17 protein-coding genes and 1 riboswitch are annotated in these 16306 nt (G+C 38.2%); of the genes, 7 read left to right on the top strand and 10 right to left on the bottom strand.

What is annotated here, in order from left to right; genetic code table 11:
- Nucleotides 1–66: 66 nt before the first annotated feature.
- The 4 genes from ACEYX7_RS04545 to ACEYX7_RS04530 all read right to left on the bottom strand — a co-directional run bounded on the left by ACEYX7_RS04545 (nucleotide 67) and on the right by ACEYX7_RS04530 (nucleotide 3588).
- Nucleotides 67–819 carry a DUF4850 domain-containing protein gene (locus ACEYX7_RS04545; protein WP_374900245.1) on the bottom strand — a complete coding sequence of 251 codons (753 nt, stop codon included), beginning with the start codon at nucleotides 817–819 and terminating at the stop codon, nucleotides 67–69.
- An 88-nt stretch (nucleotides 820–907) separates the two neighbouring features.
- On the bottom strand, nucleotides 908–2128 hold the full coding sequence (gene trpB, locus ACEYX7_RS04540) for a tryptophan synthase subunit beta (RefSeq protein WP_374900244.1): 1221 nt from the start codon (nucleotides 2126–2128) through the stop codon (nucleotides 908–910).
- A 7-nt stretch (nucleotides 2129–2135) separates the two neighbouring features.
- The gene (locus ACEYX7_RS04535) at nucleotides 2136–2924 is read right to left on the bottom strand and encodes a hypothetical protein (protein WP_374803901.1); all 789 of its coding nucleotides are present in this window, start codon (nucleotides 2922–2924) and stop codon (nucleotides 2136–2138) included.
- A 16-nt stretch (nucleotides 2925–2940) separates the two neighbouring features.
- Nucleotides 2941–3588, bottom strand: coding sequence for a phosphoribosylanthranilate isomerase (locus ACEYX7_RS04530; RefSeq protein WP_374803899.1), 648 nt, complete (start codon nucleotides 3586–3588; stop codon nucleotides 2941–2943).
- A gap of 155 nt (nucleotides 3589–3743) precedes the next feature.
- A riboswitch (cobalamin riboswitch) is annotated at nucleotides 3744–3999 on the top strand.
- A 34-nt stretch (nucleotides 4000–4033) separates the two neighbouring features.
- Between ACEYX7_RS04530 and ACEYX7_RS04525 the strand changes: the two genes are divergently transcribed.
- The 7 genes from ACEYX7_RS04525 (at nucleotide 4034) to ACEYX7_RS04495 (ending at nucleotide 10303) form a co-directional block, all read left to right on the top strand.
- Nucleotides 4034–5929, top strand: a complete 1896-nt coding sequence (locus ACEYX7_RS04525; protein ID WP_374806831.1) for a TonB-dependent receptor plug domain-containing protein — start codon at nucleotides 4034–4036, stop codon at nucleotides 5927–5929.
- Nucleotides 5930–6070: 141 nt separating this feature from the next.
- Nucleotides 6071–6670, top strand: coding sequence for a cob(I)yrinic acid a,c-diamide adenosyltransferase (locus ACEYX7_RS04520; protein ID WP_374805067.1), 600 nt, complete (start codon nucleotides 6071–6073; stop codon nucleotides 6668–6670).
- 221 nt (nucleotides 6671–6891) lie between these two features.
- Complete coding sequence (locus tag ACEYX7_RS04515) at nucleotides 6892–7656, top strand: glycerophosphodiester phosphodiesterase (protein WP_374805066.1); 765 nt, start codon at nucleotides 6892–6894, stop codon at nucleotides 7654–7656.
- Nucleotides 7657–7679: 23 nt separating this feature from the next.
- Nucleotides 7680–8120, top strand: a complete 441-nt coding sequence (gene cdiI, locus ACEYX7_RS04510) for a ribonuclease toxin immunity protein CdiI (RefSeq protein WP_374900243.1) — start codon at nucleotides 7680–7682, stop codon at nucleotides 8118–8120.
- 219 nt (nucleotides 8121–8339) lie between these two features.
- Nucleotides 8340–8642 carry a hypothetical protein gene (locus ACEYX7_RS04505; protein WP_374900242.1) on the top strand — a complete coding sequence of 101 codons (303 nt, stop codon included), beginning with the start codon at nucleotides 8340–8342 and terminating at the stop codon, nucleotides 8640–8642.
- A 33-nt stretch (nucleotides 8643–8675) separates the two neighbouring features.
- Entirely contained in the window at nucleotides 8676–9296 is a 621-nt protein-coding gene (locus ACEYX7_RS04500; protein WP_374900241.1) for a hypothetical protein, read from the top strand.
- A gap of 137 nt (nucleotides 9297–9433) precedes the next feature.
- On the top strand, nucleotides 9434–10303 hold the full coding sequence (locus ACEYX7_RS04495) for a pirin family protein (RefSeq protein WP_374805062.1): 870 nt from the start codon (nucleotides 9434–9436) through the stop codon (nucleotides 10301–10303).
- A gap of 90 nt (nucleotides 10304–10393) precedes the next feature.
- On the opposite strand, the gene ACEYX7_RS04490 is transcribed toward ACEYX7_RS04495, so the two are convergent.
- The 6 genes from ACEYX7_RS04490 to hmpA all read right to left on the bottom strand — a co-directional run bounded on the left by ACEYX7_RS04490 (nucleotide 10394) and on the right by hmpA (nucleotide 16063).
- Nucleotides 10394–11209 (bottom strand): phytanoyl-CoA dioxygenase family protein, encoded by an 816-nt coding sequence (locus tag ACEYX7_RS04490; protein WP_374900240.1) that lies wholly within the window; start codon nucleotides 11207–11209, stop codon nucleotides 10394–10396.
- Nucleotides 11210–11393: 184 nt separating this feature from the next.
- Complete coding sequence (locus ACEYX7_RS04485) at nucleotides 11394–12623, bottom strand: PilT/PilU family type 4a pilus ATPase (protein ID WP_374805060.1); 1230 nt, start codon at nucleotides 12621–12623, stop codon at nucleotides 11394–11396.
- Nucleotides 12624–12804: 181 nt separating this feature from the next.
- Nucleotides 12805–13116 (bottom strand): ArsR/SmtB family transcription factor, encoded by a 312-nt coding sequence (locus tag ACEYX7_RS04480; RefSeq protein WP_374805059.1) that lies wholly within the window; start codon nucleotides 13114–13116, stop codon nucleotides 12805–12807.
- A 32-nt stretch (nucleotides 13117–13148) separates the two neighbouring features.
- Nucleotides 13149–13970, bottom strand: coding sequence for a glycosyltransferase family 2 protein (locus ACEYX7_RS04475; RefSeq protein ID WP_374807099.1), 822 nt, complete (start codon nucleotides 13968–13970; stop codon nucleotides 13149–13151).
- 492 nt (nucleotides 13971–14462) lie between these two features.
- Nucleotides 14463–14666: a hypothetical protein gene (locus ACEYX7_RS04470; RefSeq protein ID WP_374805056.1), complete on the bottom strand. Its 204-nt coding sequence runs from the start codon at nucleotides 14664–14666 to the stop codon at nucleotides 14463–14465.
- A 194-nt stretch (nucleotides 14667–14860) separates the two neighbouring features.
- A complete protein-coding gene (gene hmpA / locus ACEYX7_RS04465) occupies nucleotides 14861–16063 on the bottom strand; it encodes an NO-inducible flavohemoprotein (RefSeq protein WP_374805055.1) in 1203 nt (400 codons plus the stop codon).
- Nucleotides 16064–16306 lie beyond the last annotated feature (243 nt).

Raw genomic sequence — 16306 nt, 5'->3', positions numbered from 1 at the left:
AATGGTCTAAACTATCAATTTTTTGCACAAAATTGCCTGTATCATCACTATCAACAACGTATGGTTTTACTTGCGATTTGATTTTGGTAAATACCAATTTAACATTGGCGTTGCAAGATGGGCTTGTGATTTTGGTAAACTCACTTCAGCTGTCCATACATAAACACCATCGTCCGTATTTATATAAACAATACCATCAATATTCTGACCACCAAGCGTAGTTCGCCACGCTGTCCAGTCTTTTTTAAGTGCAACCAATTGCATTTTTGGTGATGTATCCATGTATTGTGCTTTGGCATCAAATTCCCTTTGGTTCATCTGATCAGCTTGTTTTGAATAGTAACTTGCCGCATCGAGACCACAACCATAGCAACCGCCATTATTTGTCCATGCACTAAAATGTCCCTTGTTACCTTGTGTAGGGGCAAAATTAATCACACTGCTTGCGTTTGCACCGATACTTGCATTGACAAAATGCCAATCTTTGGGAATAAGAAACCAACGTTGATCAAAATAATACAGCACAAATTGTGATGCTAATTTGGCATCCAATTCAGCATCGATCGTTAGGCTTTCTGGTGCTCTTGTTTCATAATCTTTATCACTCCATCCTGCACCAAAATAAGTCTGATAAGCAGGAAGCTTTACACCATTACGCATTGTTACCATCCCAATATATTTTGGGCTAGGTAATGATGTTTGCGTAGATAATGGATTATCTCGAAGATTTAAACTGTATTGTAAAGTGTCTGCTTGACTTGGTGATGTAAAACATAGCGTTGATACCAGCAGCCCTGCGATGATTGTACTGTGTTTCATTGTTGCCCCTTTGTTTTTTTATTGCTAAAATAAAACCCACTTCATTATGCTATAAAGTGGGTTAATATTGAACAATATTTTAATGCAATTATAACCCCTGCATCGGAATATTGTCGATTTTAGCTACGGTCATTAAATCTTTATCACCACGTCCTGATACATTGGCAATAATGATTTGATCTTTGTCCATGGTCGGTGCGAGTTTGGTGACATACGCCATGGCATGAGCGGTTTCTAAGGCAGGGATAATGCCTTCATTTTGTGTTAAATCACGGAAACCTTGCAATGCTTCATCATCGGTAATCGGCACATATTGCACACGTTGCATATCTTTTAAGAAACTATGTTCAGGACCTACCCCTGGATAATCTAAACCAGCTGAAATACTATGTGTTTCAATGATTTGACCTTGTGCATCACTCATCAAATAGGTACGATTGCCATGCAATACGCCAACATGACCGGCATTCAGTGGTGCAGAATGTTTGCCTGTTTCAATGCCCAAACCTGCAGCTTCCACGCCATACATTTTAACCGTCTTGTCATTTAAAAATGGATAAAATAAACCCATAGCATTTGAGCCACCACCGACACACGCCACCAACGCATCAGGCAAACGCCCTTCTGCTTTTTGTAATTGCTGCTTGGCTTCACGTCCAACAATGGCTTGGAAATCACGCACCAATTGCGGATATGGATGCGGGCCTGCTACCGTACCAATTACATAATACGTGGTATCGACATTGGTCACCCAATCACGCATCGCTTCATTCATGGCATCTTTTAAGGTTTTTGAACCGCTCGTGACAGGCACAACTGTTGCCCCAAGTAAACGCATGCGATACACATTCATGGCTTGGCGTTGTACATCTTCTGCCCCCATATATACCACGCATTCCATCCCTAGACGCGCTGCAATAGTGGCTGTGGCTACACCATGTTGCCCTGCACCAGTTTCAGCGATAATACGTTTTTTGCCAGACAGTTTTGCCAATAAAGCTTGACCGATGGTGTTATTCACTTTATGTGAGCCAGTATGGTTTAGGTCTTCACGCTTGAGATAGATTTTCGCCCCACCCAATTTTTGTGTCCAACGTTCTGCAAAATACAATGGACTTGGACGACCGACATAATGTGCCATATCGTGATCAAATTCTTGCAAAAACTGTGTATCATTTTTCATACGCTGATACAGATTTTCCAAATCTTGTAATGCTGCCATTAAGGTTTCAGATACAAAACGTCCACCATGAATACCAAAATGTCCTTGTGCATCAGGGTATTGGGTAAAATCGACTACTTCACTCATCTTTCGCTCACTTGATTGCTTCAAATTTTTGAATTTTAGGATTAAAAGTCACACGATATTGTGCTGTTTTGACTTTCTTACCAACACGATCGTAGTTTTTATTTAAACGACCACGTTCTAATGTTAAATTGACCATTAAAGGATAATAGCCATTGACCATCGCTTGGCTGTTATCGACAGTCACCGTACCTTGATCATCGACATAGGTATTGTCTGCAAAATCATAACTATGTTCTGTGGTGATTTCAGCGATTGGCTTGATGTCTTTGCCCATCGGTGCGTACATTCGCCAATCTGTACTGCTTTCACCGCCTGCCCCACTGGCACTTTCTTCACCTATCCAGCCATAGCGATTTTGGGCAATTTCCACCAGTTTATAATCAGACATTTGGCTCATCCCTGCACCACCTGAAGGGATATAAGGTGACTTAGCCAGCACATCCCAATTTTGATTATGCTTTTGTAAAATAAATAAACCACCCAAGCCTGTTTCAATACGACCAACCGATGATTCATCCATGACATCACCTGATACGGTCAAATACAATGTCGGTAATGTATTGATATTCTTTAGCTGTGCATCGATAATTTTGACACAATAAGCTTTCTTCTCCGCACCATACTCCGCATAAGCGGTATAATCATAAACATAACAATCCTGCTCATGATTAAACGCCACGCCATAATGATTTTGTATTAACTGTCTTACCATATCTCGTGCATCAGTTGGAATTTGAGCATAGCTGATACTGGTAAAGCCTAGTGTAGCTAATAATAAGAATCGTTTTTTATTCATATTGCTTACCATCTATTCATTTGATATTACTGATAAATTGTTGCATTTTTTCCGCACACTTTATACCTTTGCTACTTTCCACCCCACCGCTGACATCGACCGCAAAAGGTTGTGTCAAGCGAATAGCATCGGCAACGTTTTCAGGATTTAAACCACCTGCCAAAATCAACGGCACATCACTTTTTGGAAATAATGTCCAATCAAAGGCATGTCCTGTACCGCCTTTCAAATCAGCATGATACGCATCCAATAATATCGCACTCGCCCCTGCTTGGCGATAAGCCCGAATCATCGATAATATATCCATATCCGCTTTGACTTGAATGGCTTTATACCAACGTTTTTTGGTCATTTGGGCAATCTGTTGGCATTGTTCGGGCGTTTCATCACCATGAAATTGTAAAATATCAATATGCACGCAATTTAAAATATTTTCAATCTCTGTCGCATCGGCATTGACAAATAAACCCACCACTTGCACATAAGGTGGAATGGTTTGCACCAATGCTACAGCTTGTTCGGCACTCACCGCACGCGGACTCGGCGGATAAAATACCAAGCCAATCGCATCCACACCCAACGCCACTGCATTGTGCACATCTTTTACACGTGTCAAACCACAAATCTTACTACGTACACGCTGAGTATTTATCTGTTGGCTCATCACTAGGCTCACGTTTATTTTCTCATCATCAGAATTGATAAATTTGTTTTTAAATCATAACGCAATATATGCAAATAAGCTATGATTTCAACCATATAATTCAGCCATATTATCCATAAGTCATATTGCTTATCACAGTTACAAACTTTATACTGTAGCAATATTTTGTAACAAGTACAGGGAAATTGGTGCAAATCCAATGCTGTATCCGCAACAGTAACCCACGTTCAAGTCATACATTGCTCGCCTATCGCCATGCAAAGCCACTGTAAGCACTGATTTTCAAACACATTTAAAATCAACTTATGGGAAGGGTATGATGATTATTTTGAGTTTTATTTTTAACTTTTTTAAATTGAATTTTAAATAAAACGTGCCAGTCTGGAAACCTGCTTGTTATGTCACCCATTCGCATTTACGGTATATAAGTGCTAAGGAATTTTTTATGTCAAACGTCTTTAAAATGAGTGCCTTAACATGCTCTATGTTGGTACTTAGCCAAGTTGCAATCGCTCAAAGCCAAGCCAACACTGCTCAAACAGTATATGAACTTGACCCTATCGTTATCACAGCCAGCCGCGCTCCTGCATTGGCAAGCAACACGCCTGCTCGTATCACGGTCATCAATGAACAAGCTATTCAACAAAATCCGACTTTGAATTTGTCTGATATTGCACAAAAAGATGCTAGCGTTTATATCAAACAAAATGGCGGTATCGGTCAAGGCACGTCTCTATCTTTGCGTGGTACTAATCCAAACCATACTTTATTATTAAAAAATGGTGTGCGTTTAAATACCCCGAACAGCTTGTCACCGCTTTATCCAGAAACCTTAGATTTGACTGATGTCAGCCGTGTAGAAGTGTTAAAAGGGCCAGCATCAGTACAATATGGCTCGGATGCTATCGGCGGTGTGGTGCATATGATTTCACAAGTACCTGAAAAAACAGGCGGCTTTGTGACAGGTGTTTATGGCGAGAATAGAACTTACAAAGCTATCGTTGGTGCAGACTTTGTTGCACCATCTGGCGTATATGCCCAAGTACGTGGTCAGCGTTTAGAAACTGATGGCACACGTATTTTTAATACCCAAGCCAAAGACAATAAAGCCCCTTATGACCAAAAAGGCTATAGTGCAAAATTAGGTTATAACCAACAAAATATTGATGCCAGCGTAGCATTTGCTCAAAACCAAGGTACGAATAATTATAGTGATAATCGTGGTAAAACTAACGTTGCCGAGCGTCAATTTAACAATCAATTATTGTCCGCTAATATCAGTGCTAAAGTTCAGCCAAACTTGACTTTGAATGGACGTTATTCACAATTTAAAGATAAACAAGACTTCGTTGATAGCAATCCATATCATGCCTATACCACCAATGATGGCGGTGATGTCAATGCAAAATGGCAAATAAGCGAACAGCAAAATCTTTTACTTGGTGTTAGCCACGAACAGCAAAAATATGCTGATGATTCAATCAAAAATCAACAGCAAAAAGTCAGTAGCACAGGCTATTATGCACAGCATCAATATCAAAGCGACAAGCTCAACACGCAAGTCGGTGTACGTGTAGAAGACCATGATAAATTCGGTACGCATACCGTAGGTCAAAGTGCAGTGCGTTATCACTTCACGCCTGCGACCAGTGTATATGCCAATATTGGTTCAGCATTCCGTGCACCAAACTTATCAGAGCTATATTATCATTATGAAAATGCAGCATGGATGTATTATTCTTATGGTAATGAAAAGCTTAAACCAGAACAAAGCATGGCATATGAATTGGGCTTAGATCATCAATTTACCGATCACCTATCGTTATCACTTTCGGCATATCAAACCAAAGTGAAAAACTTAATTTCAAGCAAATCCGTTACAGACCCTGCAACATATAGCACTGTTGCGACTTATGAAAATATCGGTAAAGCCAAATTTGTAGGCGGTGAATTGGGCTTGAAATGGGCAAAAGATGATGTGTTTACAACATTAGATTATGCTTATAACGAAAGCAAAAATGAAGAAACCAAACGTGAAATCGCTTACCGTCCAAAGCAAACAGCGACTTTGACTTTTGGTTATGATGATGGCGTTTATGGCGTCAGCACATCGTTAAATGCTCGTTCAGAAGTCAATGCTGATAACTCTGCCAATCCACGCAAAGTACCAAGTCATGTGACTGCTGATGTCAATGCCCATTGGAATGTTTCACCGAATGTCAAAGTATTTACCACTTTGCAAAATATTACCAATGAACAATATCCAACCGTATGGAATTTTGGCAATTGGTATATCAATGGCGGTCGTCAAGCCAATGTTGGTGTAACGTTTAAATATTAATTTTTGATGTTGTAAATCAAAAAACTCGTGCCAAATTGGTGCGAGTTTTTTATTTTTTAAGAAATTATCCTTTTAAAATAAACACTGAAAAATAATTTATAGTATATTAGCCAAATGATTTTTTGATATTTAGGTACAGCAATGGGACATCGTTTAAGTAAAATTTATACCCGCACAGGCGACCAAGGGCAAACTGGTCTAGGCGATGGCACTCGGGTAAGTAAAGATGATTTACGCATTCATGCCCTAGGCGATATTGATGAACTCAATGCCAGTATGGGCGTGTTGATTTCGTTTATTCAACAAAAACAGCATGCCGACAATTTTCCAAAACAACAATGGCTACACAAGCTGAATATTATCCAACATTGGCTATTTGATTTGGGCGGTGAAGTCTGTATTCCAAATTATCAAGTTTTACAACAAGATTATATTGATGCTCTAGAACAAGACATTGACCGTATTAATGAACAATTGCCAATGCTGAAAGAATTTATTTTGCCATCGGGTGATTTGGTCTGTAGCCAATGTCATGTGGTGCGTGCGGTGTGCCGTCGTGCCGAACGTCAATTGATTGCACTCAATCATGATTGCCAAAATATTCAGCCGATTGCCTTACAATTACTCAATCGCCTTTCGGATTGGCTATTTGTCGCAGGGCGGTTGTTACAAAAACAATTGGGCGGTGATGAAGTGTTGTGGCAAAAAGGCTTGGCAAGTCAATTTAATCAACAGCCTTAAATTATTGAAAGTATTTAACGTGAGTTCGGCATAATTTGAAATTTAATTATCTGATTTTAAAAGTAAATTTAATTCGTATGTAGGGTGCGTCTTACGCACCTTTCAGAAAACAGCATTAAAATGGTGCGTGTGACGCACCCTACTTCCTTAAAATCATATAATTACAACAAAAACATACCTTTTTAAACCGAACTCACGTTATTTAAAATATAGGAAAAACAATGCAACTTATCGGTCATCGTGGTGCAAGAGCGGAAATGCCTGAGAATACGCTTGCAGGTTTTCAATATATCAAAGACTTAGGACTAGATGCGGTCGAGTTTGATGTACGACAATTGGCAGACGGCACACTGTGTATTGTACACGATGACAATTTTTTGCGTACCGCAAGCGTAGAGCAAAATGTGGAACAATGTCATGTTGCTGACTTGGCTAAGTATAATCAAGCATGGCATTTTCAGCAGTCACAAGATGCTGGAAATCTTCAACATTTGCAAAAATATGATGCTTTTCAACGCACGCCTACCCTAGCCGAAACGCTACAGATTATCAGCAATTTTAATCATATTGAAATCGAAATCAAAGCGGTCGCATCACCACAACATGCAGAACGTTTGGTGGCACAATTGGACAAAGATATTCAACAATATTTTAGCCATCGTGTTGATGCGATCACGATGACCAGTTTTGATGCACAGATTTTAACCGCATTACAAGCCTATCCACAGTATCAAAAAGGGCTGTTGATGGAATTGCCTTTGGCTCAACATACCATTACACTGGCACAGCAATTGGACTGTCAAAGGATTGGTTGGCGTGCTGATTTATTGACGCAGGATTTGGTCAAACAAGCTCATAATGTGGGTCTATTGGTCAGCGTGTGGACGGTGAATGACGTGGAGCAAGCCAAGCAATTTCAAGCATGGGGCGTGGATGGCTTGATTAGTGATAAAGTGAGTTTGATGTTAAAATCATTAAATATTTAAATTTGATTAAAGTGTAGTAAACAATGGCTATTATTAATCCTAAACCTTTTGATTATATTCCTGTATTTGCTGAAAATTCAGAAATAAACTTACTCTATAATAGTCTATATGACGTTGAGCCAAGTGATGATATAAAAACTGAGTCATTTAAAAGGGGTTTTAATAGATTCTATATGGCAGGTAACTTTTTATATGCTATTCATTTAAATTTTGTAGAATATTCTGGCTTGGGTACAGATGGTCTTTATTGGTTCTATTTGGATGAAGATTTTACAGAACACCCAAATTCTGTTTATTTTGCTATAGGCTTTGATGACCCTGAAACCACATTTTTTATCAGTGAGCAGGAAAATTTTGATATGGCTAAAGATGCTTGTCAGCGATTTATACGATTACACCCTGATAAAAAAGATTTTCTTCAAAATATTTTAGATCATTGGCAACCGAAATATCAGGTTCATTAAATGATAGAATTTAATTTTGATATGAATAGTGAAGATTTAACCTATTCAAAAATAGTGAGTTTATTAAAGCATCATTACCATTCTTTATATATTGATGATTATCAAAAGATTCATCACCCTGAAAGTATTATTCTTAATACACAACACATGGGCATGAGTATAACAACATATGAAAGCAATCAGTTTTTAAATTAACCTGCTTATTGTTATGATTATGTTATGAATTCTGGAAAATTAGCAGAAATAGAAATTCATGCTAAATTGTCTATTCTGATCAATTATTCCACTCAATACGAAATTTTACCCGATTTCAAGGCATTATTTTATTTCTTATCTCTGCTCATGGAACAAGATCCTAATGACTGTATTTTAACTTCACCAATTTATGATGTGATTTTTGTTAGAAAAGATGGACAAATACATTTCTCAAACCATTCTGATATTGTTAGCCATTTTTCCACATCTTGGACAAAGTTAGACAATATGGATAAAACTATTTTAAATAGTTTTCTTATTCGTTAAATTATAAATATATTTAAGAGTATAAATTGATCAATGTCAAAGAACATATCCAGTCAAGCCAAACCAAATTATTGGGCTGATATTATACCTAATCATTCCGCTGCTGGTTATAAATTAGGTATGAATTTTCATGTCTTCATGTGGAATATTGCTGATAATTTTATTGAAGTTGATGATTTATATTCTTGTATAAATCAATATAAAGATATTTGGTTGTTAAATTATTTTTCAAATGAATTTTTTCCTGATACTAAAAATCTATCTTGGAACAACACCGTCATTTTAAGGTTTAATCAAAATAATCAATTATATGCTATTTTTCTACGCAATGGATACCAAGGTACTCTGTTTTCACAAATTGCTATTGGATATAATATTGATAAAATGATAGAAAATTTCTACCCTATATTCTATGCCGATGTTTATTTCTTAGCAGAAAAACCTCAAAACAAAGTGATTATTAAAGGTTATATTCAATGTCATCATCTTTTTGAGCTTGATATTGATAATATTTTTGATGTCATGTCTATTATTGATGAAATCAAAGATATTCATATCATAGATGGGGTTGAAATCAAAACTAATTATTTAACAAAATATTGTGAACAATATTCAGATCAAATTGTGCAGGAAATAGTCGTTTTTAAAAAATAATCTTTTTATTCATGCAATGGGAACAAATTTATCATTTCAATTATAGAACACTAAGTTATATTTTAAGGTATTGTTGCAAAAAAAATATAAAGATTAAAATAGCACCATCGAAACAAAATCCGAATAGGAGTACAGCAATGAAAAAAGTTGCACACGTTTATCAAGCTCCACAAAAACACTGGGTGGGCAATGGTTTCCATGTACATGGTATGTTTAATTACCAAGAAAGCCACAAAAATCTCGATCCATTTTTGTTGATGGATTATGCCGCACCACAACATTTTGATGGCAATCGCAAAAGTGATTTCCGTGGCGAGGGTGAGCATCCGCATCGTGGTTTTGAAACTGTCACCATCGCTTATCAAGGCGAAGTGGAACATCAAGACTCGCACGGCGGTGGCGGTGTGATTGGTACAGGCGATGTACAGTGGATGACGGCTGGTTCTGGACTGATGCACCAAGAATACCATTCTGAAGATTTTTCTATGCGTGGTGGTATGTTTGAGATGGTACAGCTTTGGGTAAATTTACCTGCCAAAGACAAAATGACTGAACCAAAATATCAAGCCATCGTCAGCCAAGATATTCCAGTGATAGATTTGGACGGTCAAGGTACGGCTCGCATCATTGCTGGTGAGCTGAACGCCACACAAGGTACAGCCAGCACGTTTAGCCCAATCAATATGTGGGATGTAGAAATGCAAGCCGGCGGTAGTTATACTTTTAGTGTGCCTGCCAGCCACAATGCCATTGTGTTGGTACGTGAAGGCACGATTCAAGTCAGCGATAGCGATATTGCTCGCCGTGCGGAATTGGTGACTTTCGAACGTGGCGAAAGTGATATCAAAATCGAAAGCAATAATAATGCAAAAGTATTGATTTTGACAGGTGAACCGTTGAATGAGCCAATTGTCGGTTATGGTCCATTTGTAATGAATAGCCGTGAAGAAATCATGCAAGCGATGGATGATGTACGTAATGGCAAATTCGGGCAAATTTCTACTTAGTTGCTTTGCCTAATCAATTTGATTAAATCATCGCCAAAAACTATCCCCAATATCATCATGATGTTGGGGATAGTTTTTATTTGTTTTAAATTATTCAGCAGTATAAAGAATTGGGAATAAGTCATCTTCCATTTTTGCACCGGCTGGCAAACGGTCTGCCAAACCTTCAAAATGCGGTGATGTCACCCAATTACGCGGTGCATGGGTAATATCATCCCCGATAAAACGTACTGAGAATACACGACGCATATTGGCAGAACCACGCGATGAATGCAAAGTCAGCATATGGAAAAATACGGCATCACCCGGTTCAATTTCCCAACCAACAATCGGGAATGCACTGCGATCGGCTTCAATATCAGGTAAATCGGCAAGACTACCTTCTGGGAACCATTTGGCTTGATTGTCCATAAATGAACGTGGCATCAACCAAGGACCCAAATGCGAACCTTGTACAAATTCCAATGTCGCTTCTCTTGGTACAGGATCTACAGGCAACCACATACTGATATTTTGTCTGCCATCGATATCATAATACGGTTGGTCTTGGTGCCATGGCGTTGGCTGTTGTGTGCCTGCGGTTTTGACAAGGCTATGGTCATGATGTAGGCGAGTTACTTTGCTTTGCATCAATTGCCCAGCGACCTTACCCAAACCATGATTAAAAATAATATCTCGATATTCTTCAATTTCTTGCCAATTACAAAAATCTTCAAAGAATTTGCCTTTGTCATCTTCACGGCTTGCTACCTTTGCTCGTAGGCTAGGATTTGCCATGTTTTTATCAATACCACGGGCTAAGGTCTCAATGGCATCTTTACCGACCACACCACGTATAATCACCACACCATGCTTGGCATAATCATCAATCATTTGTTGCGTTACAACGACTTCTTTTTGGCTCACTGCTTACACTCCTTCGGTTTTGTCCATTTCAGTTTAGAATGTCCTGTTCAGAATATAACAAAGTCTAAATCAGCATAGCAAGAACAATCATTCGTTTTCTTATAAGTTTTATAGATATTTATCGGTTTTTATAATGAAAAAAACAGTCCATAAAGAACTGTTTTGGTAATGCCGTATTGTTGTTTTAGCCGATGGTTGGTGGCTGAGTAGGTTCTTCAGCTTTTGGCTGTTCTTCCTGATGTAAAGACAATGTACTCGGTATTCCACCCATCATGGCTTGCTCTTCTGATGCACGTGCACTCTTTAACTTAATTTGTAAACGCAATTCGTTCACCGAATCAGCATTACGAATCGCTTCATCATAAGAAATCGCACCTTGATCATACAAGTCGAATAACGCTTGGTCAAAGGTTTGCATACCCAATTCACGTGACTTAGTCATAATTTCTTTGAGTTCATGCAGATTACCTTTGAGGATAATATCAGAAATCAATGGTGTATTGAGCATGATTTCTACCGCAGCACGACGACCGCTTCCATCTGGTGTACGAATCAAACGTTGTGAAATAATCGCTTTCATGTTGGATGACAAATCCATCAACAATTGATTTTTACGTTCTTCAGGGAAAAAGTTAATAATACGGTCTAAGGCTTGGTTGGCGTTATTAGCGTGCAATGTTCCCAAACACAAATGCCCTGTTTCCGCAAAGGCAATCGCATGTTCCATGGTTTCTGTATCACGAATCTCACCAATCAAGATGACATCTGGTGCCTGACGTAACGTATTTTTGAGTGCATTATGCCAAGAATGACTATCCACACCGACTTCACGATGGGTAATCATGGATTTTTTATGGCGATGTACATACTCAACAGGGTCTTCTACGGTAATAATATGCCCTGCTGAGTTTTCATTACGATAATCGATCATTGCAGCCAATGATGTTGATTTACCCGAACCCGTACCGCCGACAACAAGCACCAAACCACGCTTCTCCATGATGACATTTTTCAGCACTTCTGGCAGCTGTAACTTTTGGAAATTTGGAATTTCGGCAGCAATCGTACGAATCACCATACCGACTTGCAGCTGTTGTTGGAAGACATTAACACGGAAACGACACACGTTTGGCACGTTGATCGCAAAATTACATTCTAAATGTTCTTCAAACTCTTCACGCTGACGTTCATTCATCAAGCTATAAGCAAATAATTTGGTTTTCTCAGCAGACAGTGTTTGTTTGCTCAAAGGTTTCATCACCCCTTGGTGCTTTACACTTGGTGGAAATTCTGCAGTAATAAATAGATCTGACGCGCCCACTTCGACCACTTTACCTAGCATGCTAAACATGATTCTGCGTGCTTCGATCAATGATTCTTCTGCAAATAACTTGAGCGATTCTTCGTTAATCATACAACCTCTTGGATATCGTCTAATACGATGGTTTTTAAAAGTGTAGATTATAGCTTAATTATGATGTTCTCGTGGCTTTTTAGATGGATTAATTTGTATTTTAGAATCGCTGATAACGTGACCAGCGATACTTACCATTTAACAATCATCCTTGTGGATATTTTAAGTCAAGATATTAAAGTTAGATATTGTTCTGTGTATTGCCGAAGTTTGCCTCGTGACAATTTGTATTTAAAAATTCAACGAGTTCATGCATCAGCATAATATTCACTGAATAACGCACAAAGCGACCTTCTTGCTTATAACTGACCAATCCACTGTTACTTAAGTTCTTTAAGTGAAAAGACATCAGGTTTGGTGCAAGGTTCATTTGTTTTGCCAAATCTCCAGCAACCAAACCCACCTCACCTGAATCATTTAAGAGTTGGAAAATTTGTAAACGTATGGGTGAACCCAAACATTCAAATAACTGGCTTGCTTCGTGTAATTTCATAACATTGCCTCTTTTTTAATTTAAAACTTGTATTAAGACATCACTTGTAAAGGCATCGTACCTTTTTTGGATGTCTGAATTGCTGACTGTAAGCTTATAAAGCGTTGTACAATTTGTGCAGTGACTGCTTCTGCTTGTGCGATATGCATTGGTGTTATCTGTTTTGGTTGCTTATCAAATAAAATGGCATCAAGTAAACGTACGCCATGCAAACCTTCATGATAGTGGTGTAAAACACCAATATCGTCATCGAATAATGTCCCAACTACCGTGCATTGCACTGTTGCTAATCCTAAGGCACCATCCTCACCGCCAAACTGGCAAAATAGTTTATGCTGTGGAAATCCACCACAAGCAAGAAAGAAATTCCGTCTAAATATGGTGTTCCCTGCGGTTGTCATCATGTGCTGATGCCATGCGTATTCAAATCGTGGATGATCCAAATAATGCTGTGCCAATCCTACTGGTTTTAGCCTTAAACGCACCAAACCAAGATAGTCAAATTGCATCAAACTGATTTTTGCGGCAGTCAGTGCTTCAGGCTCATATGCATCATCTGCATCTAAAAATGCCACAAAATCTGCATCACTTTGCATCGCTGCAAAATTACGTGCCTTCGCACATCCACCATTCTCCAACAAACGATCAATACAGATTTTGTCAGGATAACGCTGTTGCCACTGTTGCAGTATCTGCCAAGTAGCGTCCGTTGATGCATCATCAATCAGCCAAATTTTGTCCACTGCAGATTGTTGCAAGCAACTTTTTATCGCTCGCTCCAATGTATTTTCAGCATCATAACAAGGAATAATGACATCTAATGTCGCTTCACTTGCCTTGAAATTAAATTGCATTTGACTTGAACAAAATTCATCACAGGTGTCTCATTTTTGCACATAAAAAAACAACAATCAACAATTTATCGTCTTAAAAATCAAAAATATAGTTTTTTTTGATAATAGACCTCTTTCGAAAATGTAAATTTAGCGATTAACTTGCCAATTTATAAATCCTGCCACTAATTTCATTCTCAATTCGCGAAAAGTGGTTTACTTATACCTGTTAAGCGTTTAAATTGGCTGTCGCTAAAGCCCTTGATTGTTTCGTATCTCATCTTGTCATTATATCAAAACTTTCGCAAGAGGTCTAATATTGCCATACAGGGCAATCGCGCTACAAAAGATGAGCAATTCTGCTAAGCAAAATACAATTAATAGGAAAATCTTAATGCAAATTTAGACTATATTTTAATCAAAATGAAATTTTTATCGGTTGCTGTTTAGATAAATGAGTTGTTCTAACAGCTTCCTGTAAAATAAATTGGTTTTAAAATATACAGTTTGGTTTTAAGAGAGACCTATTAGTCTTAATTTGAGACTATAGCGCGATTGCCCTGTATTGCCATAAGCGATACAACGAATACCAAAAAAGACCGCACAACATAAGAGAATCAATACATATTCTCGTAAACCTTTACCATTGAACCAAGCCAAAACAAGTAAAAATAATGTCGCAATCATTGATGTTGGAAATAATTTTAAGGCAGACATGGTGATGAAAAAATATTAAACCATCAAAAATATATCATAAAATCATCATTAATCGATAAGCAAAAATCACCAAAATAAATAAGGAATTTGCCAACGAGTTGGCGTAAGTGAAGCTTGTGTTGGCAGAATATCGCAGATAAAAAAAGCAACCAAACGTAGCTGTCTGATTGCTATCCTGATTTGAGCAAATAGGTTTAGCCTAAATGCACGCCACCAGTACCAAAGGCTTCACTATGAATTTGTTCAGCTTTGATACCCAAATCCAACAGTGCTTTGTATTGGGCTTGCATAAATGCGGTTGGACCACATAGATAATAATCAGCATCTTTAGGCAACAAGCTCGCATCAACAGTAGTCAAGTCCAAACGACCCACTGCATTTGCTTGCTTGGCTTCATCGACTTCATACACGACATAGCTTTTAACTTGCGGATGCTTTTCTACAACAGTGTCTAAATGGGCTTTCATAGCGTGCGATTTGGCATCATAGCAAGCATGGATAAAGCTTACATTTTGTGCAGTATCGTTTTCCAAGACTTGGTTGAGCATGGCAATCATTGGTGTTAGACCGACACCACCACTGATAAATACATTATTCTTTTCAGGATTGATAAGATAGAAATTACCCGTTGGTGCAGTCACTTCGATTTCATCGCCCACTTTTAGACCATGCAAAGTATTGGATACCCAACCTTCTGCCAAGCCGTCATGTGCAGATTCACGTTTTACTGAAATACGTAGGTGGTCTTTTCCTGCTTGATCTGACAATGTGTATTGACGTGGTTGCTTATGACCTAAACTTTCAACAAAAACACGTACCGAAATATATTGTCCAGCTTTGTATAACGGTAATTCACCACCATCACTTGGTTTTAGATAAAAAGACGTAATTTCTGCACTTTCATCGACTTTTTCAGCGATGGTAAATTTACGCCAGCCCAACCAACTGCCTTTGGTCTGTGCGTGTTCATCATAAATGGCTTTTTCTGTTGCAATCAATAAATCTGCCAATTGACCATACGCCGCCGCCCATGCATCAATCAGCGGATCTTCCATGCTGATATTCAAAACTTCACTGATAGAATGCAACAGATTTGTGCCAACGATTTGATAATCAGGGGCTTGAATCTCAAGGCTCACGTGTTTATGAGCCATCAATTCTACTGCTGGGGCAAGTACCATTGGGTTTTCGATATTTTCTGCATAAGCCAATACTGCACCTGCCAAAGCACGGGGTTGTGCACCGCTACGTTGATGTCCCATGTTAAAGGTTTCTTTTAGCTCTGGGTGATTACCTAGCATACGATTATAAAAATAACTGGTTAAAGCAACACCACTTTCTTTTAATACTGGAACAGTGGCTTTTACGAGTTCGATTTGTTGTTGGCTCAATGACATGGCAAGATACTCCTTGTGTAACTTTTTAACTGTGTCAATTTAAGATATAAATAAAATACACCTTTAAAAAAGTATTTTCAATACATATTTCCATTATTTTTCTGTTTTAATTTCAAACAAAATTAAAAAGTAGTATTTTATATACGTATTTTCTATAAAACTGTATAATAATAGACCTCTTGCGAAAGTTTTGATATAATGACAAGATGAGATACGAAACAATCAAGGGCTTTAGCGACAGCC

It is taken from the genome of Hubeiibacter jixunmingi, from assembly GCF_041928215.1.
Classification (GTDB): Bacteria; Pseudomonadota; Gammaproteobacteria; order Pseudomonadales; family Moraxellaceae; genus Acinetobacter.
This window is presented reverse-complemented; position numbering and strand designations above follow the sequence as displayed.

What these genes read in the sequence shown, in the direction of transcription:
- cdiI (WP_374900243.1), top strand. Translation starts at nt 7,680, where the DNA reads ATGGCTATTATTAATCCTAAACCTTTTGATTATATTCCTGTATTTGCT.
- ACEYX7_RS04535 (WP_374803901.1), bottom strand. Translation starts at nt 2,924, where the DNA reads ATGAATAAAAAACGATTCTTATTATTAGCTACACTAGGCTTTACCAGT.
- ACEYX7_RS04505 (WP_374900242.1), top strand. Translation starts at nt 8,340, where the DNA reads ATGAATTCTGGAAAATTAGCAGAAATAGAAATTCATGCTAAATTGTCT.
- ACEYX7_RS04500 (WP_374900241.1), top strand. Translation starts at nt 8,676, where the DNA reads ATGTCAAAGAACATATCCAGTCAAGCCAAACCAAATTATTGGGCTGAT.
- ACEYX7_RS04520 (WP_374805067.1), top strand. Translation starts at nt 6,071, where the DNA reads ATGGGACATCGTTTAAGTAAAATTTATACCCGCACAGGCGACCAAGGG.
- ACEYX7_RS04530 (WP_374803899.1), bottom strand. Translation starts at nt 3,588, where the DNA reads ATGAGCCAACAGATAAATACTCAGCGTGTACGTAGTAAGATTTGTGGT.
- ACEYX7_RS04495 (WP_374805062.1), top strand. Translation starts at nt 9,434, where the DNA reads ATGAAAAAAGTTGCACACGTTTATCAAGCTCCACAAAAACACTGGGTG.
- trpB (WP_374900244.1), bottom strand. Translation starts at nt 2,128, where the DNA reads ATGAGTGAAGTAGTCGATTTTACCCAATACCCTGATGCACAAGGACAT.
- ACEYX7_RS04470 (WP_374805056.1), bottom strand. Translation starts at nt 14,666, where the DNA reads ATGTCTGCCTTAAAATTATTTCCAACATCAATGATTGCGACATTATTT.
- hmpA (WP_374805055.1), bottom strand. Translation starts at nt 16,063, where the DNA reads ATGTCATTGAGCCAACAACAAATCGAACTCGTAAAAGCCACTGTTCCA.
- ACEYX7_RS04545 (WP_374900245.1), bottom strand. Translation starts at nt 819, where the DNA reads ATGAAACACAGTACAATCATCGCAGGGCTGCTGGTATCAACGCTATGT.
- ACEYX7_RS04485 (WP_374805060.1), bottom strand. Translation starts at nt 12,623, where the DNA reads ATGATTAACGAAGAATCGCTCAAGTTATTTGCAGAAGAATCATTGATC.
- ACEYX7_RS04475 (WP_374807099.1), bottom strand. Translation starts at nt 13,970, where the DNA reads ATGCAATTTAATTTCAAGGCAAGTGAAGCGACATTAGATGTCATTATT.
- ACEYX7_RS04480 (WP_374805059.1), bottom strand. Translation starts at nt 13,116, where the DNA reads ATGAAATTACACGAAGCAAGCCAGTTATTTGAATGTTTGGGTTCACCC.
- ACEYX7_RS04525 (WP_374806831.1), top strand. Translation starts at nt 4,034, where the DNA reads ATGTCAAACGTCTTTAAAATGAGTGCCTTAACATGCTCTATGTTGGTA.
- ACEYX7_RS04515 (WP_374805066.1), top strand. Translation starts at nt 6,892, where the DNA reads ATGCAACTTATCGGTCATCGTGGTGCAAGAGCGGAAATGCCTGAGAAT.